Source organism: Brevundimonas sp. BR2-1 (assembly GCF_037626195.1).
Lineage (GTDB): Bacteria > Pseudomonadota > Alphaproteobacteria > Caulobacterales > Caulobacteraceae > Brevundimonas.
Genome location: NZ_JARKMV010000001.1, coordinates 1,816,683 through 1,833,114, shown reverse-complemented (window position 1 = coordinate 1,833,114; position 16,432 = coordinate 1,816,683). Strand labels below are relative to the sequence as shown.

General features: G+C 70.6%; 17 protein-coding genes. 13 read left to right on the top strand and 4 right to left on the bottom strand.

Annotated elements, in window-relative coordinates; all coding sequences use genetic code 11:
* Positions 1-61 precede the first annotated feature (61 nt).
* From BrevBR_RS09190 to BrevBR_RS09175, 4 genes are all read left to right on the top strand, one after another.
* Positions 62-1,141: a helix-turn-helix domain-containing protein gene (locus BrevBR_RS09190; protein WP_332640600.1), complete on the top strand. Its 1,080-nt coding sequence runs from the start codon at positions 62-64 to the stop codon at positions 1,139-1,141.
* A gap of 56 nt (positions 1,142-1,197) precedes the next feature.
* Entirely contained in the window at positions 1,198-2,352 is a 1,155-nt protein-coding gene (gene ispG / locus BrevBR_RS09185; protein ID WP_332640599.1) for a flavodoxin-dependent (E)-4-hydroxy-3-methylbut-2-enyl-diphosphate synthase, read from the top strand.
* Positions 2,353-2,377: 25 nt separating this feature from the next.
* A complete protein-coding gene (locus tag BrevBR_RS09180; RefSeq protein WP_340000701.1) occupies positions 2,378-2,974 on the top strand; it encodes a glutathione S-transferase N-terminal domain-containing protein in 597 nt (198 codons plus the stop codon).
* A gap of 100 nt (positions 2,975-3,074) precedes the next feature.
* Positions 3,075-3,566 (top strand): translation initiation factor 2, encoded by a 492-nt coding sequence (locus BrevBR_RS09175; protein ID WP_332640597.1) that lies wholly within the window; start codon positions 3,075-3,077, stop codon positions 3,564-3,566.
* A 58-nt stretch (positions 3,567-3,624) separates the two neighbouring features.
* On the opposite strand, the gene BrevBR_RS09170 is transcribed toward BrevBR_RS09175, so the two are convergent.
* Together BrevBR_RS09170 and BrevBR_RS09165 are read right to left on the bottom strand one after the other, a co-directional pair.
* Positions 3,625-4,404 carry a sulfite exporter TauE/SafE family protein gene (locus tag BrevBR_RS09170; RefSeq protein ID WP_332640596.1) on the bottom strand — a complete coding sequence of 260 codons (780 nt, stop codon included), beginning with the start codon at positions 4,402-4,404 and terminating at the stop codon, positions 3,625-3,627.
* A 62-nt stretch (positions 4,405-4,466) separates the two neighbouring features.
* The gene (locus tag BrevBR_RS09165) at positions 4,467-5,090 is read right to left on the bottom strand and encodes a response regulator (RefSeq protein WP_332640595.1); all 624 of its coding nucleotides are present in this window, start codon (positions 5,088-5,090) and stop codon (positions 4,467-4,469) included.
* A 359-nt stretch (positions 5,091-5,449) separates the two neighbouring features.
* On the opposite strand from BrevBR_RS09165, the gene prfA reads away from it, so the two are divergent.
* Together prfA and BrevBR_RS09155 are read left to right on the top strand one after the other, a co-directional pair.
* On the top strand, positions 5,450-6,517 hold the full coding sequence (gene prfA, locus BrevBR_RS09160) for a peptide chain release factor 1 (protein ID WP_340000700.1): 1,068 nt from the start codon (positions 5,450-5,452) through the stop codon (positions 6,515-6,517).
* On the top strand, positions 6,514-6,918 hold the full coding sequence (locus BrevBR_RS09155) for a hypothetical protein (RefSeq protein ID WP_340000699.1): 405 nt from the start codon (positions 6,514-6,516) through the stop codon (positions 6,916-6,918). The genes prfA and BrevBR_RS09155 overlap by 4 nt, the downstream gene beginning before the upstream one ends.
* On the opposite strand, the gene BrevBR_RS09150 is transcribed toward BrevBR_RS09155, so the two are convergent.
* Positions 6,915-8,147: a YihY/virulence factor BrkB family protein gene (locus BrevBR_RS09150; protein WP_340000698.1), complete on the bottom strand. Its 1,233-nt coding sequence runs from the start codon at positions 8,145-8,147 to the stop codon at positions 6,915-6,917. The two genes, BrevBR_RS09155 and BrevBR_RS09150, sit on opposite strands and share 4 nt — an antisense overlap.
* An 83-nt stretch (positions 8,148-8,230) precedes the next feature.
* Between BrevBR_RS09150 and BrevBR_RS09145 the strand changes: the two genes are divergently transcribed.
* The 7 genes from BrevBR_RS09145 to BrevBR_RS09115 all read left to right on the top strand — a co-directional run bounded on the left by BrevBR_RS09145 (position 8,231) and on the right by BrevBR_RS09115 (position 14,452).
* On the top strand, positions 8,231-8,998 hold the full coding sequence (locus tag BrevBR_RS09145) for an MOSC domain-containing protein (RefSeq protein WP_340000697.1): 768 nt from the start codon (positions 8,231-8,233) through the stop codon (positions 8,996-8,998).
* Complete coding sequence (gene prmC / locus BrevBR_RS09140) at positions 8,995-9,897, top strand: peptide chain release factor N(5)-glutamine methyltransferase (RefSeq protein WP_340000696.1); 903 nt, start codon at positions 8,995-8,997, stop codon at positions 9,895-9,897. Before BrevBR_RS09145 ends, prmC begins: the two co-directional genes overlap by 4 nt.
* Before the next feature lie 277 nt (positions 9,898-10,174).
* Positions 10,175-11,134, top strand: coding sequence for a DUF4167 domain-containing protein (locus BrevBR_RS09135; RefSeq protein WP_332640589.1), 960 nt, complete (start codon positions 10,175-10,177; stop codon positions 11,132-11,134).
* Between the two features lie 82 nt (positions 11,135-11,216).
* On the top strand, positions 11,217-11,864 hold the full coding sequence (locus BrevBR_RS09130; protein WP_340000695.1) for a DUF4893 domain-containing protein: 648 nt from the start codon (positions 11,217-11,219) through the stop codon (positions 11,862-11,864).
* Positions 11,861-13,198, top strand: a complete 1,338-nt coding sequence (locus tag BrevBR_RS09125; protein ID WP_340000694.1) for an FAD-dependent oxidoreductase — start codon at positions 11,861-11,863, stop codon at positions 13,196-13,198. Before BrevBR_RS09130 ends, BrevBR_RS09125 begins: the two co-directional genes overlap by 4 nt.
* Positions 13,199-13,248: 50 nt before the next feature.
* Positions 13,249-13,965 (top strand): DUF4893 domain-containing protein, encoded by a 717-nt coding sequence (locus tag BrevBR_RS09120; protein ID WP_332640585.1) that lies wholly within the window; start codon positions 13,249-13,251, stop codon positions 13,963-13,965.
* A 73-nt stretch (positions 13,966-14,038) separates the two neighbouring features.
* Positions 14,039-14,452 carry a hypothetical protein gene (locus BrevBR_RS09115; protein WP_332640584.1) on the top strand — a complete coding sequence of 138 codons (414 nt, stop codon included), beginning with the start codon at positions 14,039-14,041 and terminating at the stop codon, positions 14,450-14,452.
* Here the strand turns inward: BrevBR_RS09115 and BrevBR_RS09110 are convergent, their stop codons facing one another.
* Complete coding sequence (locus BrevBR_RS09110) at positions 14,453-16,405, bottom strand: hybrid sensor histidine kinase/response regulator (protein WP_340000693.1); 1,953 nt, start codon at positions 16,403-16,405, stop codon at positions 14,453-14,455.
* Between the last annotated feature and the right edge of the window lie 27 nt (positions 16,406-16,432).

Sequence of the window (16,432 nt, the reverse complement as noted above, 5' to 3'; positions counted from 1 at the left end):
GAGTTCGAGTACGGCGCCGCATGGGGACACCTCGTGCGCGCCGAGTGTGGGGTCAGACGCCATGGCGTTGGATACAGGCAACGGGTCCGAGGAATTCCGGGCCCATCCTGAATGGAAGGATGTCGTTCCGTCGATCACGGACGCGGCGACGCTGGGCGACGGTCTGCGCGTCGCCCGCGAGCAGTCGGGCCGGTCGCTGGCCGAGCTGTCCGCCGTCACCCGCGTTCCCGCCCGCTATCTGACCGCGCTGGAACAGAACGATTTCTCGACCCTGCCCAACCGCGTCTTCTCCATCGGCTACGTCCGCGCCTACGCCGACGCCCTGGGGCTGGACGAACAGCTGGCCGTCGAACGCTTCAAGCGCGAAACCCCCGATCCCTCGGTGCCGCTTCAGGCGCCGGTCGGCGTCGCCTTCGAGGACGTCCGCCGCTATTCGCCCCGCCTGATCGCCGCCGGCCTGGCCCTGGTCGTCGCCGTGGTCGGCTGGAACGTCTTCCAGCGCGTCAGCCTGATGCGCGCGCCCCAGCCCTCGGACATCGCCTCCGTGCCGGAAAGCTGGACCCTGGGCGAAGTCCCCGGCCAGTCCCTGCGCCTGTCCGCGCCGCAGCCGGCGCCGCCCGACCAGACCATTCCGGCCCTCTATGTCACGCCGGGTCTCGAGGCCGAGCTGACCGGCGTCGACCCGACCTCGCCCGAGGGCCTGGCCGCCGCCGCCTCGTCCGCCTCGCCGGTCCAGCGCGCCTTCAATCCGCGCGGCGCCATCTACGGCGCCTCGGCCAGCGCCTCCCAGGTCGTGATCCAGGCCCGCAAGGCCGCCAGCCTGGTGGTCCGCATGGCCGACGGCCAGGTCCTGTTCGCCCGCCAGCTGGCGCCCGGCGACGCCTGGCGCGCGCCAGTGGGCCTGTCCGCCGTGATCGACGCCTCGTCCGACTTCGCCGATTTCGACGTCTATCTGAACGGCGAGCACGCCGGCTCCCTGACGGCCGAGCAGACGCCGCTCGGCCAGCTGAACGCCCGCGCCCAGACCCTGGCCCGCCAGGCCGCCGCCGAGGCCGCCGCCCGCGTTCACGCCGCCCAGGCCGAGGCCCAGGCCCGCGCCGCCACCGTCCAGCCCGCCATGGTCGTCACCGCCGGCGGCTGAATGCTGCAGCGCGTGTCGTGGCCTTGCCGCATTCGAAAGCCTATGTTGCGCCCGTCATGAGCGCTGACCATTCGCATATCCGTCCCTGGCGTCACATCGAACGCCGCAAGAGCCGCCAGATCATGGTCGGCTCCGTGCCCGTGGGCGGCGATGCGCCGATCAGCGTCCAGTCGATGACCAATACGCCGACCGCGGACGCCGCGGCGACGATCGACCAGATCCGCCAGTTGGAAGAGGCCGGCGCCGACATCGTCCGCGTCTCCTGCCCCGACGAGGACTCCACCGCCGCCTTCCGCCGGATCGTGCGCGAGGCGAAGGTCCCGCTCGTCGCCGACATCCATTTCCACTACCGCCGCGGCATCGAGGCCGCCCAGGCCGGGGCCGCCTGCCTGCGCATCAATCCGGGCAACATCGGCTCGCCCGACCGCGTGCGTGAGGTCATCCAGGCCGCCAAGGACCATGGCTGTTCCATGCGCATCGGCGTCAACGCCGGCTCGCTGGAGCGCGAACTGCTGGAGAAATACGGCGAGCCCTGTCCCGAGGCCATGGTCGAGAGCGCCCTCAGCCACGCCCGCATCCTGCAGGACCACGACTTCCACGAGTTCAAGATCTCGGTGAAGGCGTCCGACCCCTTCCTGACGGTCGCCGCCTATCAGCAGCTGGCCGAGGCCATCGACTGTCCCCTGCACCTGGGCGTCACCGAGGCCGGGCCGTTGCGCTCGGGCACGATCAAGTCCGCCATCGGCATGGGGAACATGCTGTGGGCCGGCATCGGCGACACCATCCGCGTCTCCCTCGCCGCCGATCCGGTCGAGGAGATCAAGGTCGGCTTCGACATCCTCAAGTCGCTGGGTCTGCGCCACCGGGGCGTCAACATCATCGCCTGCCCGTCCTGCGCGCGTCAGGGCTTCAACGTCATCGAGACCGTCGGCATCCTCGAGGAAAAGCTGGCCCATGTGACCACGCCCATGTCGCTGTCGATCATCGGCTGCGTCGTCAACGGACCCGGCGAAGCCCTGTACACGGACGTCGGCTTCACCGGCGGCGGCAAGGGCGCCGGCATGGTCTATCTGAACGGCAAGATGGCCCACAAACAGGCCAATGAGGGCATGATCGACCAGATCGTCCACCTGGTCGAGCAGAAGGCCGCCGAACTGGACGCGGCGAGGGCGCTTCAGGCCCCGGCCCCGGTCCTCGAACCCGCCGAATAGTCCGGCGTCCGCTGGAAAGGCGACCATGAAACTCTACGTCACCGCCCCCTCGCCCTTCGCCCGCAAATGCCGCATCGTCGCGCGTGAGAAGGGGCTGATGGACCGGATCGAGGAGATCATGGTCGATCCCTACGCCAACACGCCCGACCTCGTGGCCTCCAACCCCATCGTCCAGGCCCCGACCCTGATCGCCGAGGACGGCCTTCCGATCACGGACAGTCCGGTCATCTGCGAATATCTGGACGCCATCGGCTCCGGCCCCCGCCTGCTGCCCGCCGAGGGCGCCGACCGTCTGCGGGTGCGGCGCATGGAGACCCTGGCGAACGGGGCGCTCGAAATGGGCGTCAAACTGCTTCTGGAGCTCCGCCGGCCTGAAGACGAGCGTTCGCCGTCCTGGATGGCGCGCTGGACCGACAACATGGCCCGCGCCCTCGACGCGCTCGAGGCCGCCCGCCCGGAGGCCGCCCGGCTGGACATGGGCGTCGTCACCGCCGGCTGCGCCGTGACCTGGATCGGCTTCCGCCATCCCGACTTCGACTGGCGCACGGGACGGCCGCATCTGGTCGCCCTGCACGAGGCGATCGAGACCCGGCCCAGCTTCGCGGAAACCCGGCCCGGTTGAGCTCGCCGATCACGCTCAGGTGATTGACGAGGCCTGACCGCCCTGCCAAACAGGCCCCAGGTCCGCCGGGGGGCGGGCCCGTAATCCTTTGGGGGCTTTCATGATTTCCAACCGTTCCGTGCGCTTCGGCGCGCGTGCGCTCGCGCTTGTCGGCGTGGCGCTTTCGCTTCCCGCCTGCGCCACCATCACGCGCGGCTCCAGCCAGGAATTCACCGTCCAGAGCGAGCCTCCCGGCGCTCGCGTCTCGACCTCCAACGGCTTCCAGTGCGACGCCACGCCCTGCACCTTCCGCATGCCCCGCAAGGACGAGTTCCGCGCGACCGTCTCGATGGACGGCTATGCGACCCAGACGCATGAAATCCAGAGCGGCATCTCGGGCGGCGGCGCCGCCGGTCTCGCCGGCAACGTCATCTTCGGCGGCATCGTCGGCGGCGTGGTGGACGCCTCGTCGGGCGCCCTGAACGACCTGACGCCCAACCCCCTGGTCGTCACCCTGCGTACGCCCGCCGAACAGGCGCGCTGGGACGCCGAACAGGCCGAAGCGTCGCGTCAGGCCGCGGCCGCCGCGGCCGCCACGGGCCGTCCGAACTAGTCTTCGGCGTCACGATACGGGGGCGGGATCGGCGCAGGCCGGTCCCGCCCTTCTCGTATCAGGCCAGCACCCCCGCCAGCTGCAACCCCTGAAACCCGGCCAGCAGCAGCAGCACCGCGCCGACCGCATAGGTCATCGTCTTTCGGGGAACCCGTTTGGTGATCAGCCCGGCGAAGGGGGCGGCCACCAGCCCGCCCGCCACCAGCCCGCCGATCGCCGACGCATGGTGCTCCAGCGCACCGGCCTCGGCCCAGTGGCCGGTCATCAGGGCCCAGACGAAGGTGGCGCTGATCGCCACGGTCAGAAAGAACTCGGCCGTATTGGCCGTGCCGATGGCGCGGCGCGGCTCCTGCCCGGCGCCGACCAGGGTCGAGGACACCGTCGGCCCCCAGCCGCCCCCGCCCACGGCGTCCAGAAACCCGCCGACCAGTCCCAGCGGCCAGGTCACCCATGACGGGATGTGGCGGAGCAGAATGTCATGGCCCGCCCGCCAGAGAATGTAGACGCCCATCGCCGCCAGATAGGCGATAATGAACGGCTTGATGACGTCGCCGTCGATCCCCGTCAGCACATAGGCGCCGACGCAGCCGCCGATCACGCCGGCGATGGCGAGGGGCAGCAGCAGCCGCCAGTCCACGTTCCGATGCGCGATATGGCTGCCGGCCGAGGCGGCGGTGGTGAAGACCTCCGCCCCATGCACGCTGGCCGAGGCCATCGCCGGCGGCACGCCGAAGGCCAGCAGCACCGAGGACGAGATCACCCCATAGGCCATGCCCAGGGCGCCATCGACAGACTGCGCCAGCACCCCGACCACGAAGAACAGCAGAAAGGTTTCCATTCAGTCCGATCGAACAGCCATGACCGTCTCCGCAAAGCTTGGCCGCGTCATTGGTTGCGCGGTCAGGACGCCACCGCTCCCCGGGCGGCCGTGCGGGCGATGGCGTCCAGCACGTCGCGGCCGCCATAGGGTTTCAGCACCAGCGCCGTCGCCAGCCGCGCGTGTCGGGCCGCCGCCTCGACATTGCCGGTCAGGAAAATGACAGGCACGCCCCATGTCTGCGTCAGCGTCCGGGCCAGATCGACCCCATCGTCATCCCCGGCCAGATTGATGTCCAGCAGGGCCAGATCGATTGCGTGCAGGCCCGCGGCCGTCCGCGCCGCGGCCGCCTCCGAGAACGGACCGATCACCCCGTGCCCGGCCCCGACCAGCATTTCTGTCAGGTCGGACGCCATGCCGGGGTCGTCCTCGACAACCATCAGGGTCATTGGCGGCGGGGGCGGAACCTCGTCCCGTCGGGCGTCAGAACCTCCATGGCGCGTCAGCACCGCACGCAGATCGCGCCACACCTCCGCGGGCGATCGCGCGGCGTTGAGATCGAAGATCAGCGCCATGCCGGCCAATTCGGCCAGCGCCTCGTCTCCCGGGTCTGAAGGCGGCTCAGCCAGAAGGCCGTCATACATCGCCCGCAGCCGGTCCAGTTCGGCCCCGTCCCCGATCGTCGCGTTCAGTGTTCCGTCAAACATGCGCCCTCCACTTATCGCCAAGGCACAGCTAGACGCTGCGGCCGCCCGCCGAAACCGCGGCTGACGGGCTTGTGAGGCGGGGTCACAATCACGCCATCGCCGCTTTTCCGTTCCGCCGTCTGTCGGATTCGTACCTGGACTCCCGCGCGGTCCGCGTCCAGCCCGGGGCGGCGGTGCTGGCTGCGGACCAGGCGGCGGTGGGCGCCTGGCCTTCGACGGGCGCGAGGCCGTAGGCATCGGCCAGACCGCGCTCGAAACGACGGCCTGGGCCGGGAAACGGTGCTGGCGCGCCCCGCATCGACAGGAACGCGTCCAGCGGAGTAAAGACCCGCCTCCCCTTCCGAAGAGGCGCTTTTCCCTTGCGACTGCCCCAGGCCCGGCTCGATCAGGTTCTAGACCGCTTCCATCAGGTGGAGGCGCGGATGGGCGCTGCGTCCGACGGAGCCGAGATCGTCCGCCTGTCGAAAGAGCACGCCGAGATGAAGCCCGTGGCCGACGCGGTCATGGCCCTGGCGAAAACCCGCGCCGAAATGGCCGATCTCGAAGCCATGGCCGCCGATCCCGAGATGGCCGAAATGGCCGCCGATGAGCTGGAGACGCTCAAGGAGCGCCTGCCGGAGATGGAGCGGGACGTCGCCCTTCTGCTGGCCCCGCGCGACGCCGACGAGAACGCCTCCGCAGTGCTGGAAGTCCGCGCCGGCACCGGCGGCGACGAGGCCGCCCTGTTCGCGGGCGACCTGTTCCGCATGTACTCCCGGTACGCCGCCAACCGGGGCTGGAAGGTCGAGCTGGACTCGGCCACCGAGGGCGACGCCGGCGGCTACAAGGAGATCATCGCCACCGTCACCGGCGACGGCGTCTTCGGCCGGCTGAAGTTCGAAAGCGGCGTCCACCGGGTGCAGCGCGTGCCCTCGACCGAGGCGCAAGGGCGCATCCACACCTCGGCCGCCACGGTCGCCGTCCTGCCCGAGGTCGAGGACGTAGAGATCGACATCCAGGACAAGGACATCCGCATCGACACCTTCCGCGCCTCGGGCTCGGGCGGCCAGCACGTCAACAAGACCGATTCCGCCGTGCGCATCACCCATTTCCCGTCCGGGATCGTGGTCACCTCGTCGGAGAAGTCGCAGCACGTGAACCGCGACAAGGCGATGAAGAACCTGCGCGTCCGCCTCTACGACATGCAGCGCCAGATGAAGGACAACGCCCGCTCCGACGCCCGCAAGTCGCAGGTCGGCTCGGGCGACCGGTCCGAACGCATCCGCACCTACAACTTCCCGCAGGGGCGGGTGACCGACCACCGCATCGGCCTGACCCTGCACAGCCTGCCGCAGATCCTCGAGGGCGACATCGACCCGCTGCTGAACGCCCTGATCGCCGAGGATCAGGCCGCCCGTCTGGCCGATCTGGAGGCAGAGTTCGGATGACCGCCGCCGACCTCATCGCCCGCGCCGGGGACGTGCGCCGCGAGGGCCGTCCGATGGAGGCCGCCGCGCTGTACGGCCAGGCCGCGGACCTGGCCCGCGCCGCCGCCGATCCCGTCCTGCTCGCCCACGCCCTCAGGCATCAGGGCGAGATCCTCTCCATCGCCGGCGAAACCGCCGCCGCCGAAGCGCCGCTGGCCGAGGCTCTGGAAATCGTCCGCGCGCTTCCGGGGGTGGAGCCGCTCGACCTCGCCAACGCGGTCCGGCCGCTCGGAATTCTCAGGGCGGGGGCCGGTCACGCCAGCGCCGGCGAGCTCCTGACCGAGGCCCGCGGCCTCTATGCGCGCGCCGGCGTCGACGCGGGCGTGGCCGAGATGGACCGCCGGCTCGCGACCCTGGGCTAGAGGTTTTCCGGGTCCTTGCGGGCGCGCCGGCGCAGCAGCCGGTCCGACAGCGCCTCGGCATGCTTCAGCGTGAACGCCAGCGCCGCCGGGGAGCCCCGTTTCGGTCCGACCGTATCGGCCACCACCGCGCCCCGCTCGCCAATGGCGCGCGCTTCCCCCGTGGTGGTGTCCATGGCCGTCTGATGCTCGATCTCGGCGTTCAGCTCGGCTCCCATCAGAATGATCTGCACGCTCAGCCAGGTCCACAACAGGAAGCCCATCATCGCCGCCAGCGGCCCGTAGGAGGCCGTGCGCACGAAGGTCTGCAGATACCAGCTGAAGACCAGGGACAGGATCAGGCTCAGCAGGGCGGCGAAGATCGCCCCCGGCGTCAGCCAGCGCCACCGCGCCTTCTGGCGGCACGGCCCCATACGGTAGATCAGGGTCAGGGCGGCGCCGTACACCAGCAGCAGCACCGGCCAGCGGAACGGCGCCAGATGGCTCCACTCGGCCGCCCAGCCGAACACCCCAAGCACCAGCGGCACGCCCACGATGAGGGCCGCCGTGATCAGGATCGACGCGAGCCCGCCGACGGTGAAGGCCATGCACATCAGGTTGTATTTGACGATGTTGCGCCGCTCGACCTCGTGATAGGCGACGTTCAGCCCGTAGAAGAGCACCTTGATCGCCCCGTTGGCGGTCCACAGGGAGAGGGCCAGGGTCCAGACCAGGGTGAAGGTCAGCTGGGTGTTCGAATTCTCGGCCAGACGCTGCATCTCGCCCGAGAGGAACTGCGCCACGCCCGACGGCATCACCGAATAGAGGAAGGACACCCGCGCCGACGCGTCGGTCGGATCGGCGAACAGGCCGTAGATGGTCACGAAGGCCGCCAGCGTCGGAAACAGCGACAGCATGACGAAGAACGTCACGCCGCCCGCCAGAAAGCCCACCCGGTCGCCGAAATAGGACATGCCAAGCCGCCAGAAGATGTCGACCCAGCCCTTGTGCGGAATATGTTCGGGCCGCTGCGCCAGCCGGCCCCTGCCGGGCTCCCTGGCCTCGAAATCCTCGGGCGCGGGCGCGCGGGGCGGCAGGGGTTCGGGCCGTTTCGCCCTCAGCTCGATCCCGTATTTGTGGCCGCGCGTATAGAGCAGGTGCGCCGCGCCCGCCCCGGCGGCCAGACCGCCCGCTATGGCGCCTATCACGCCCCAGCGGCCCAGGCCGCCCTTCTGTCCCGACCGTCCTTGCATCGTCGCGACAACGGCTCCCGCCGGGATGGTGTTCCGTCCCCCTTCGACTTGAAATCTGCAGGCGTCCGCGTCAAGCGAACAGAATGACCGACGCCGTCGTCGCCGCCCTCTGGCGCCATCCCGTGAAAGGTTTCACGCCCGAGCCCCTGACCGCGGCGCGGCTGCCGACCGGCGGCTGGTTCCCCGGCGACCGGATGTTCGCCGTCGAGGACGGCCCGTCCGGCTTCGACCGCGCCGCGCCCGAACATCTGCCCAAGCAAAGATTCACCGTTCTGATGCGCACCGCCGAGGTGGCGGGCGTCCGCACCCGTTTCGACGACGCCGCCCGCGTGCTCCACGTCAGCGCCGGGGGCCATCGTCCGCTCGCCGTTCATATCGACGACCCCGCCAGCCGCGCGGCGTTCGAAGCCTGGCTGGCCGCAGTGCTGGGCGACGCCGTCGCCGGCCCGTTGAAACTGGTCTCGGCCGAGGGCCTGGACCACCGCTTCATGGATCATCCCCTGGGTCGGCTCTCGATCCTGAACCTCGCCAGCGTCCGCGACTTCGAAGCCCGCGTCGGCCGCCCCGTCGACCCCCTGCGCTTCCGCGCCAATGTCTGGGTCGAGGGCTGGCCGGCCTGGATCGAGAATGACGGCGCCGGGCGCGAACTGATCCTCGGCGGCGCGCGTTTGACCGGGGTGAAGCCCATCGTCCGCTGCGCCGCCACCCATGTGGACCCCGCGACCGCCGAACGTGATTTCGATCTGGTCCCGGCGCTGTTCGAACAGTATGGCCACCGCTGGTGCGGCCTGTACGCGACGATCGCCGATGGCGGTCCGGTGCGGATCGGCGACCGCCTGGAGATGAGATGACCGACCCCGCCAGCCCCACCCCCAATTCCACCCTCGTCACCGCCTGGAAGGCCGCCACCGCGACCCTGAAGGCCGGCCGCATCGACAGCCCCTCGATCGACGCCCGCCTGCTGCTTGAGGTCGCCACCGGCGCGACCCGCACCGACATCCTCGCCGACCCCTATCGCGCCGTGACCGCCGGCCAGCAGGCCGCCCTGGACGCCTATGTCGAGCGCCGCCTGCGCCGCGAACCGGTGTCGCGCATCCTCGGCAGGAAGGGCTTCTGGAAGATCATGCTGAACGTCACCCCCGACGTGCTCAGCCCCCGCCCGGACACCGAGGCCATCCTCGACGTCGTCATGCTGGCCTTCCCGCCCCACCGCGCTTTCGAGATGATCGACCTGGGCACCGGCTCGGGGGCCATCCTGCTGGCCACCCTGGCCGAGCGGGCGGGCGCGCGCGGCGTCGGCACTGACATCTCGTCCGAGGCCCTGGCGGTGGCGAAGGAGAACGCCGCCAACCTCGACCTGGACGACCGTGCGACGTTCCTGCGCACCGAATGGGCCGCGGGCTTCGGCGACGACAGCTTCGACCTCGTGGTGTCCAACCCGCCCTACATCCCCTCGGGCGACATACCGGGCCTCGATCCGGAGGTCCGCGACCATGACCCCCTGCTGGCCCTCGACGGCGGCCCCGACGGCCTGACCGCCTATCGCGAACTGGCCCCCGAAATCCGCCGCATCCTTCGCCCCGACGGTATCTTCGCCGTCGAGATCGGCTGGGACCAGGGCCCGCAGGTCAAGGCCCTGTTCGAGGCGGCCGGTTTCGAAGGCGTCATCGTCGTCAAGGACCTGTCCGACCGCGACCGGGTCGTGACCAACGGCCCCGATCCCCGGACCAATCCCGTTCCGAAGATGTAGGCGGCCGAAAACTTCCCCTTGGAAACCGGCTCCGCCCGCGCTAAGTCTTCGTCTGTCTCCCACCCAAAACGCACGCCTTGGTCCGCTTCTGGCCCATACACGCGCGCATCAGGGCAGTGACGGTCGGGCCAGGTCGCCCGGCGGACCACGGGGAGATACGGATTTCCGATCACATCGTCAGCGGGGATTGGCCCCGGAACGAAGCGGAACGACCAGACGGACAGCGCCGACGGCCATCGCCGCGGACCGTCCCTCATACAAAGCACGGTAGCGTCCGATGAGAGATTTCAAGGGCATGAAGCGTCAGCGCGGACGCAACAGGAAGCCCGGCAGCGGCGGCGGAAACAACAACGCCAACGCCACAAACCCGAACCGGTCCTGGGACTCCCAGGGCCCGGAGAACATCAAGGTCCGCGGCAACGCCCAGACCGTCTACGAACGCTATATGCAGCTGGCGCGCGACGCCTCGGCCGCCGGCGACCGGGTGCTGGCCGAGAACTACACCCAGCACGCCGAACACTATTTCCGCGTCCTGCGCGCGCTTCAGCCCTCGCGTCCCGTCAGTGAAATCGCCCAGCGCGAACTGGCCGGCCAGGGCTTCGACATCGATTTCGAGGACGAGACCGGCGCCCAGGCCGCCGCCATCATGGCCGCCGAAAAGGTCGAGGCCGACCGCCTCGCCCAGATCGAGGCCCGCCAGCGCGAGAACGAGGAGCGCGACCGCTCCAACGATCGGCAGGGAGGCGAACAGCCCCGCCGCGAATGGCGCGACCGGGACGACCAGCCCCGCCCCGACCGTGAGGCGCGCGAGCCCCGCGAACCGCGTCCCGAGGGCGAGGCCGGGACCAACCCCGACGGCAGCCGCCGCGAGACCCGCCGCGAACGCTGGGAGCGCCGCCAGCTGGAACGCAACGCCCGCTTCGACCGCGAAGGCGGGGAACGGCCCGAAGGCGACGCCCCGGCCTCTGACGAAGCGCCCGAAGCCCGCGCCGAATCCATCGAGCCGGCGGATCGTCCCGAGCGGGCCGACCGTCCGGAACGCGCCGCGCGGCCCGAGCGCCGTCCACGCCGCGACGCCGGCGTCGCCGCCGACGACGGGATTGGTTCCGCCCTGCCCGGCTTCCTGACCCGCTCGGCCGCCCCCGCGCCCGTCGAGACCGAAGCGTCCGAAGAGGCGCCCGCGCCCAAACGCCGCGCGCCGCGCCGCAAGGTCGAGGCCGCCCCGGCCGAGGACTGACATCCCGTCCCGCGGCGCCGGCGCGCTTGACGCCGCCGCCGCGGACTGGCCCAAAGATCGCCCGACCCCAAGCGGAGCGCCCATGTCCCGACTGTCGCGATCCCCCGTCCTGATCGCCCTCGCGGCCCTGGCCCTCACGGCCTGCGCCAGCGCCCCGCCGCCCCCGCCGCCGCCGTCCGGGACCGGCGCCGCCCTGCGCGACTGGCGCGGCATCGTCACCTCGACCGACCGCGACCGCTACGTCCGCCGCGACGCCGCCTGGTCCCTGGCCCTGCAGCAGGCGCGCCGCCAGCCCGGCTCGGGCGATCTGCGCGCCCTCGGCGACCTTATCGACCCGGACATTCGCCGCGCCCCCGTCGCCCCGCGCCCCGGCGACTACCGCTGCCGCACCGTCAAACTGGGCTCCCAGGGCGGGGAACAGGGCCTCGGCTATGTCGTCTACGGCTGGTTTGCCTGCCGCATCGAACAGACGCCGCGCGGTCTGAAATTCTCCAAACTGACCGGCAGCCAGCGCCCCTCGGGCCTGCTGTTCCCCGAGAACGACCGTCAGATGGTCATGCTCGGCTCGCTGGCCCTCGCCGAGGAGCCCGCCGCCAACTCCTACGGCCAGCGCCCGGACCGCGACCTGATCGCCGTGCTGGAGCGGATTGGCGACCGCCGCTGGCGCCTGGTCCTGCCCTGGCCGCAGGCGGAATCGAACCTCGACGTGATCGAACTCGTCCCCGCGTGACGAAGGCGCCGGCCCCGAAACCCCGCAAGCCGCGGGCGAAGCCGGCGGCCGTCGAGGCCGACGCCGGGATTCCGAAGACCCGGCGACCGCGCGCCTCCGGAAAGGCGCCGGAAACCCTCGACATCCCGCCGCCGCCGCGCCGGGCCCGCCCCGCCGACATCGCCGTGATCGGCGCCGGCCCCACCGGTCTGGCCGTCGCCCTGATGCTGGTCCGGCAGGGCCGCCGGGTCATGGTCCATGAGCGGTTCGCCACGCCCCGCCCCATCGGCGCCGGCTTCCTGCTTCAGCCCACCGGCCTGCACGTTCTCGACGGGCTGGGCCTGACGCCCCAGGTCGAGGCGGTCGGCCAGCGCATCGACCATATCTTCGGCCGCGAGGCCCGCCGGGGGCGCGTCGTTCTGGACATCCGCTACAGCGACCTGAAACGCCCGCGTCAGGCTATCGGCATCCACCGCGCCGCCATGTTCGACATCCTTTACCGCGCCTGTGTCGAGGCCGGCGTCGACTTCGAAACCGACCGCGAGATCGTCGCCGCCGATGCGGGCCATCTGATCGACAGCGGCGGCCGCCGCAGCGCGGCTCCGTTCAACCTCGTCATTGACGCCTCGGGCGCCCGCTCCGCCATCGCCGCCGGCATGGGCGAGGCGCGGCGCGACCTGGCCTGGGGGGCCCTGTGGACCACCGTCCCCTGGCCCGGCGCCCCCTTCGACCCGACGGCGCTGGAACAGGTCTATCTGGGCGCCAGCCGCATGCTGGGGGTCCTGCCCTGCGGCAGCCTTCCCGGCGATCCGGCTCCGCTGGCCACCTTCTTCTGGAGCCTGAAGACCGAGATCTGGGCCGACTGGCATGCGCTGGGCCTCAACGTTTGGAAGGAACACTGCCTGCGCCTCTGGCCCGAGCTGACGCCGGTCATGGACGCCATCACCGACCGCGAGCAGATGACCCTGGCCTCCTACGGCCACCAGACCCTCGCCCGCCCCGTGGGCGACCGGCTGGCCATACTGGGCGACGCCGCCCATTCGACCAGCCCTCAGCTGGGTCAGGGGGTGAACATGGGCCTGCTGGACGCCCGGGCCCTCGCCGACGCCCTGAAACGGCGCCGCGACCTGCCCACGGCCCTGAACGACTACGCCCGCGCGCGCCGCTGGCATGTGCGGCTGTATCAGGCGCTCAGCCTCGGCTTCACCCCCTTCTATCAGGCCGACGGCCGCCTTCTGCCCTGGGTCCGCGACCATGTGCTGGGCAAGGTCGCGCGCCTGCCGCTCGCTCCGCGCCTGCTGGCCGCCACGGTCGCCGGGGTCCTGCTGGACCCCCGACCGTCGGAAGGCGGCTGAACTCCTCCGGCCCACAACCGTTTGCACGGTTCAGCTCCCAGGGACTCTCCATGCGCAATCCTGTCGTCGCCGCCTCGCTCGCCGTTCTGCTCTCCGCATGCGGAGAAAGCGCCCCGCCCGCCGCCGCTCCTGCGCCCGCCGAGGCGCCCGCCAGCCCGACACCGCCATCCGAAGCACCCGCCGCCCCGGGCCGGACTGCCCCGACCGTCGAGGGCGAGCAGGGAGGAACCGCCGACTGGCGTCAGGTCGTTTCCGCCGCCGACGCCGCCAATCTGGGACGCCTCGACCAGGCTTGGCGCCTGGGCCGCGCCGAGGCCGAGGACAAGGGTTTCGCCGACAAGGTCGAGGCGCTTGGCCCGCTCGTCGACCCCAATGCGGGCCAGACGGGCCGCCTTCAACCCGCGCCGGGCGACTACCGCTGCCGGACCATCAAACTGGGAAGCAATTCTCCGGGCGGTCTCGGCTATCTGGAATATCCGTGGTTCCGCTGCACCGTCGAACTGACCCCCGGCGGCGACCTGATCCTGACCAAGACCACGGGCTCGCAGCGCACCCGCGGGCTGCTTTATCCGGATACGGACAATCGGCTGGTCTTCGTCGGCGCACAGGCGTGGGGCATGGATGAGACGGGTTTCCCCCGCTACGGCCAGCAGCCGATCCGCGATCAGGTCGGCGTCTTCCAGCGCATCGGCTCCGACCGCTGGCGCCTCGTCATTCCCTGGCCGAAGGTCGAGTCCAAGCTGGAGATCCTCGAACTGATCCGCTGACGCCCTTGACCCCCGGACCGCCCGCGACGACTCTCGCCGCGCGGGCATGATCCGCGAAGCTCCGAGGTCCCCAATGCGCGGTTTCAGCATCACCATCGGGGCGGTCGTCGCCGCCGTCATCGTCGCCGCGATCGCCCTCATCGGCCTGCCGACCTACAACGTCTATTCGAAGCAGATGCAGGGCAAGGCGGCCTATGAGCAGGCCGTACAGGACCGCCGCATCCGCGTGCTGGAGGCGCAGGCCGCCCTCGATTCCGCCCAGCTGACGGCCCAGGCCGAGGTGGCCCGCGCCCGCGGCACCAACGAGGCCAACCGCATCATGGCCGAAAGCCTCGGCGGCCCGGACAACTATCTGCGCTGGGCCTATATCGACATGCTCAAGGAAACCGCGGGCAAGTCGGGCCGCGAGACCATCTACATCCCCACCGAGGCCGGCATGCCGGTGCTCGAGGCGGGCCGCGTCTCCGGGCGCCAGACGGCCGAGTGATCAGGCCGGTTCCGCCTCGGCCAGCATGAGCTGATCGACGAAGCTCGCCAGCGCCTCCTGGGTGAAGGGCTTGCCCAGCCGGGGCAGGCCCAGGCTCAGACGGCGTCCCTGATCCGCCAGATCGGCATAGCCGGTGACCATGCCGATGGGCAGGCCGGGCCGGGATTCCAGGATCCGGCCCGCCATCTGCGAACCGCTCATCTTCGGCATGACCTCGTCGGTGATGACCAGATCGATGTCCAGGTCCCGCCGCGCCGCCTCCAGCCCCTCCTTCGCCGACTCCGCGGCGATCACCGAATGGCCGAGGTCCTCGAGCATGGCGACCGTATTGGTCAGCACCAGTCGGTCGTCGTCCACCACCAGTATCCGCAAGCCCCGGCGTCCCGGCGTTCGCGCCGGCGCGTCCGACGCGACGTTCGCCGCCGCCTCCGCGCCGGCTGCCGGCAGCCAGATATGGGCGGTGACGCCTTCGCCCTCGCGGCTGATCAGACCGAAGCGGCCACCCGACTGTTCGGCCAGGCCATGCACCATCGACAGCCCCAGCCCCGTGCCCTTGCCCGCGCCCTTGGTGGTGAAAAAGGGCTCGGTCGCCCGTTTCAGCGTCTCCTCGTCCATTCCCTCGCCCGTGTCCTGAACGCTGATCCGCACGAAGGCGGCCTCGCCGGGGACCGCCGCCGCGAAGTCAGCCCTCGTCTCGGGCTCGGCGGTGATGGTGATCGTCCCGCCTCGCGGCATGGCGTCCCGCGCATTGACCACCAGGTTCAGCAACGCGGCCTCCAGCTGGTAGGGGTCGGTGTGGACCCGGGGCAGGCCGGTCGGAAAGCGCAATGACACCTCGACGTTCGGGCCGATGGTCCGCTCGATGAATTCCGACATCCCCCTGACCAGCATCGGGACATCCACCGCCACGAAGGTCAGTTCCTGCTTGCGGGCAAACGACAGCATGCGCTGCGTCAGAACGGCGCCCCGTTCCGCGCCCTGGATCGCATTGTCGATCAGCGGCGTGATCCGCGGATCATAGTCCAGCCGCTTGCGCACCAGTTCCAGACTGCCCAGCACGGCCATCAGCAGGTTGTTGAAGTCATGGGCGATGCCGCCGGTCAGCTGGCCGATGGCCTCGATCTTCTGCGACTGGAACAGGGCCTCCCGGGCTTCCTCCAGCGCCTGCCGGGCCACGACCCGTTCCGTCACGTCGCGCGTCACCTTGGCGAAGCCCAGAAGCGCGCCGTCGTCGTTGCGGATGGCGTCGATCACGACATGGGCGTGGAAGCTGGCGCCGCCCTTGCGGACCCGCAGGGCCTCGGTTTCGAAACGTCCCTCCCGCGCCGCGATGGCCAGGGCCAGGGCGGGCGCTCCGGCCGCCCGGTCGGCCTCGGTGTAGAAGGTCGAGAAATGCCCGCCGATGATCTCCTCGGGGCGGTAGCCCTTGATCCGCTGGGCGCCGAGGTTCCACGTCGTGACCCGCCCCTCGGGATCGAGCATGTAGATGGCGTAGTCGACGACGCCCTCCACCAGCAGGCGGAATTCCTCCTCGCTCTTGCGCAGGGCCTCGGCCGCCAGTTTTCGCTCGGTCAGGTCGCGGGTTATCTTGGCGAAGCCGATCAGTTCGCCTTCCGGCGACCGGATGGGATCGATGACCACATGGGCCCAGAACCGGCCCCCGTCCTTGCGGACGCGCCACCCTTCCATTTCGAAACGACCCTCGGTCGCGGCCTGGGCCAGCGCCCGGGCCGGCGCGTCGGCGGCCTGGTCCTCGGCCGTATAGAAGCGCGAGAAATGCTGGCCGACGATCTCGGCCGGCGTATAGCCCTTGAACCGCTCGGCCCCGGCGTTCCAGCTGACCACCCGGCCTTCGGGGTCCAGCATATAGATGGCGTAGTCGGTGATGGCGTTGACCAGCAGCCGATAGCGGTCCTCGTCATGGACCGTGTCGTCTCCCGCTGCCTTCGCCATTCACGCCCCTCTCGGCCGCCCCCGCCC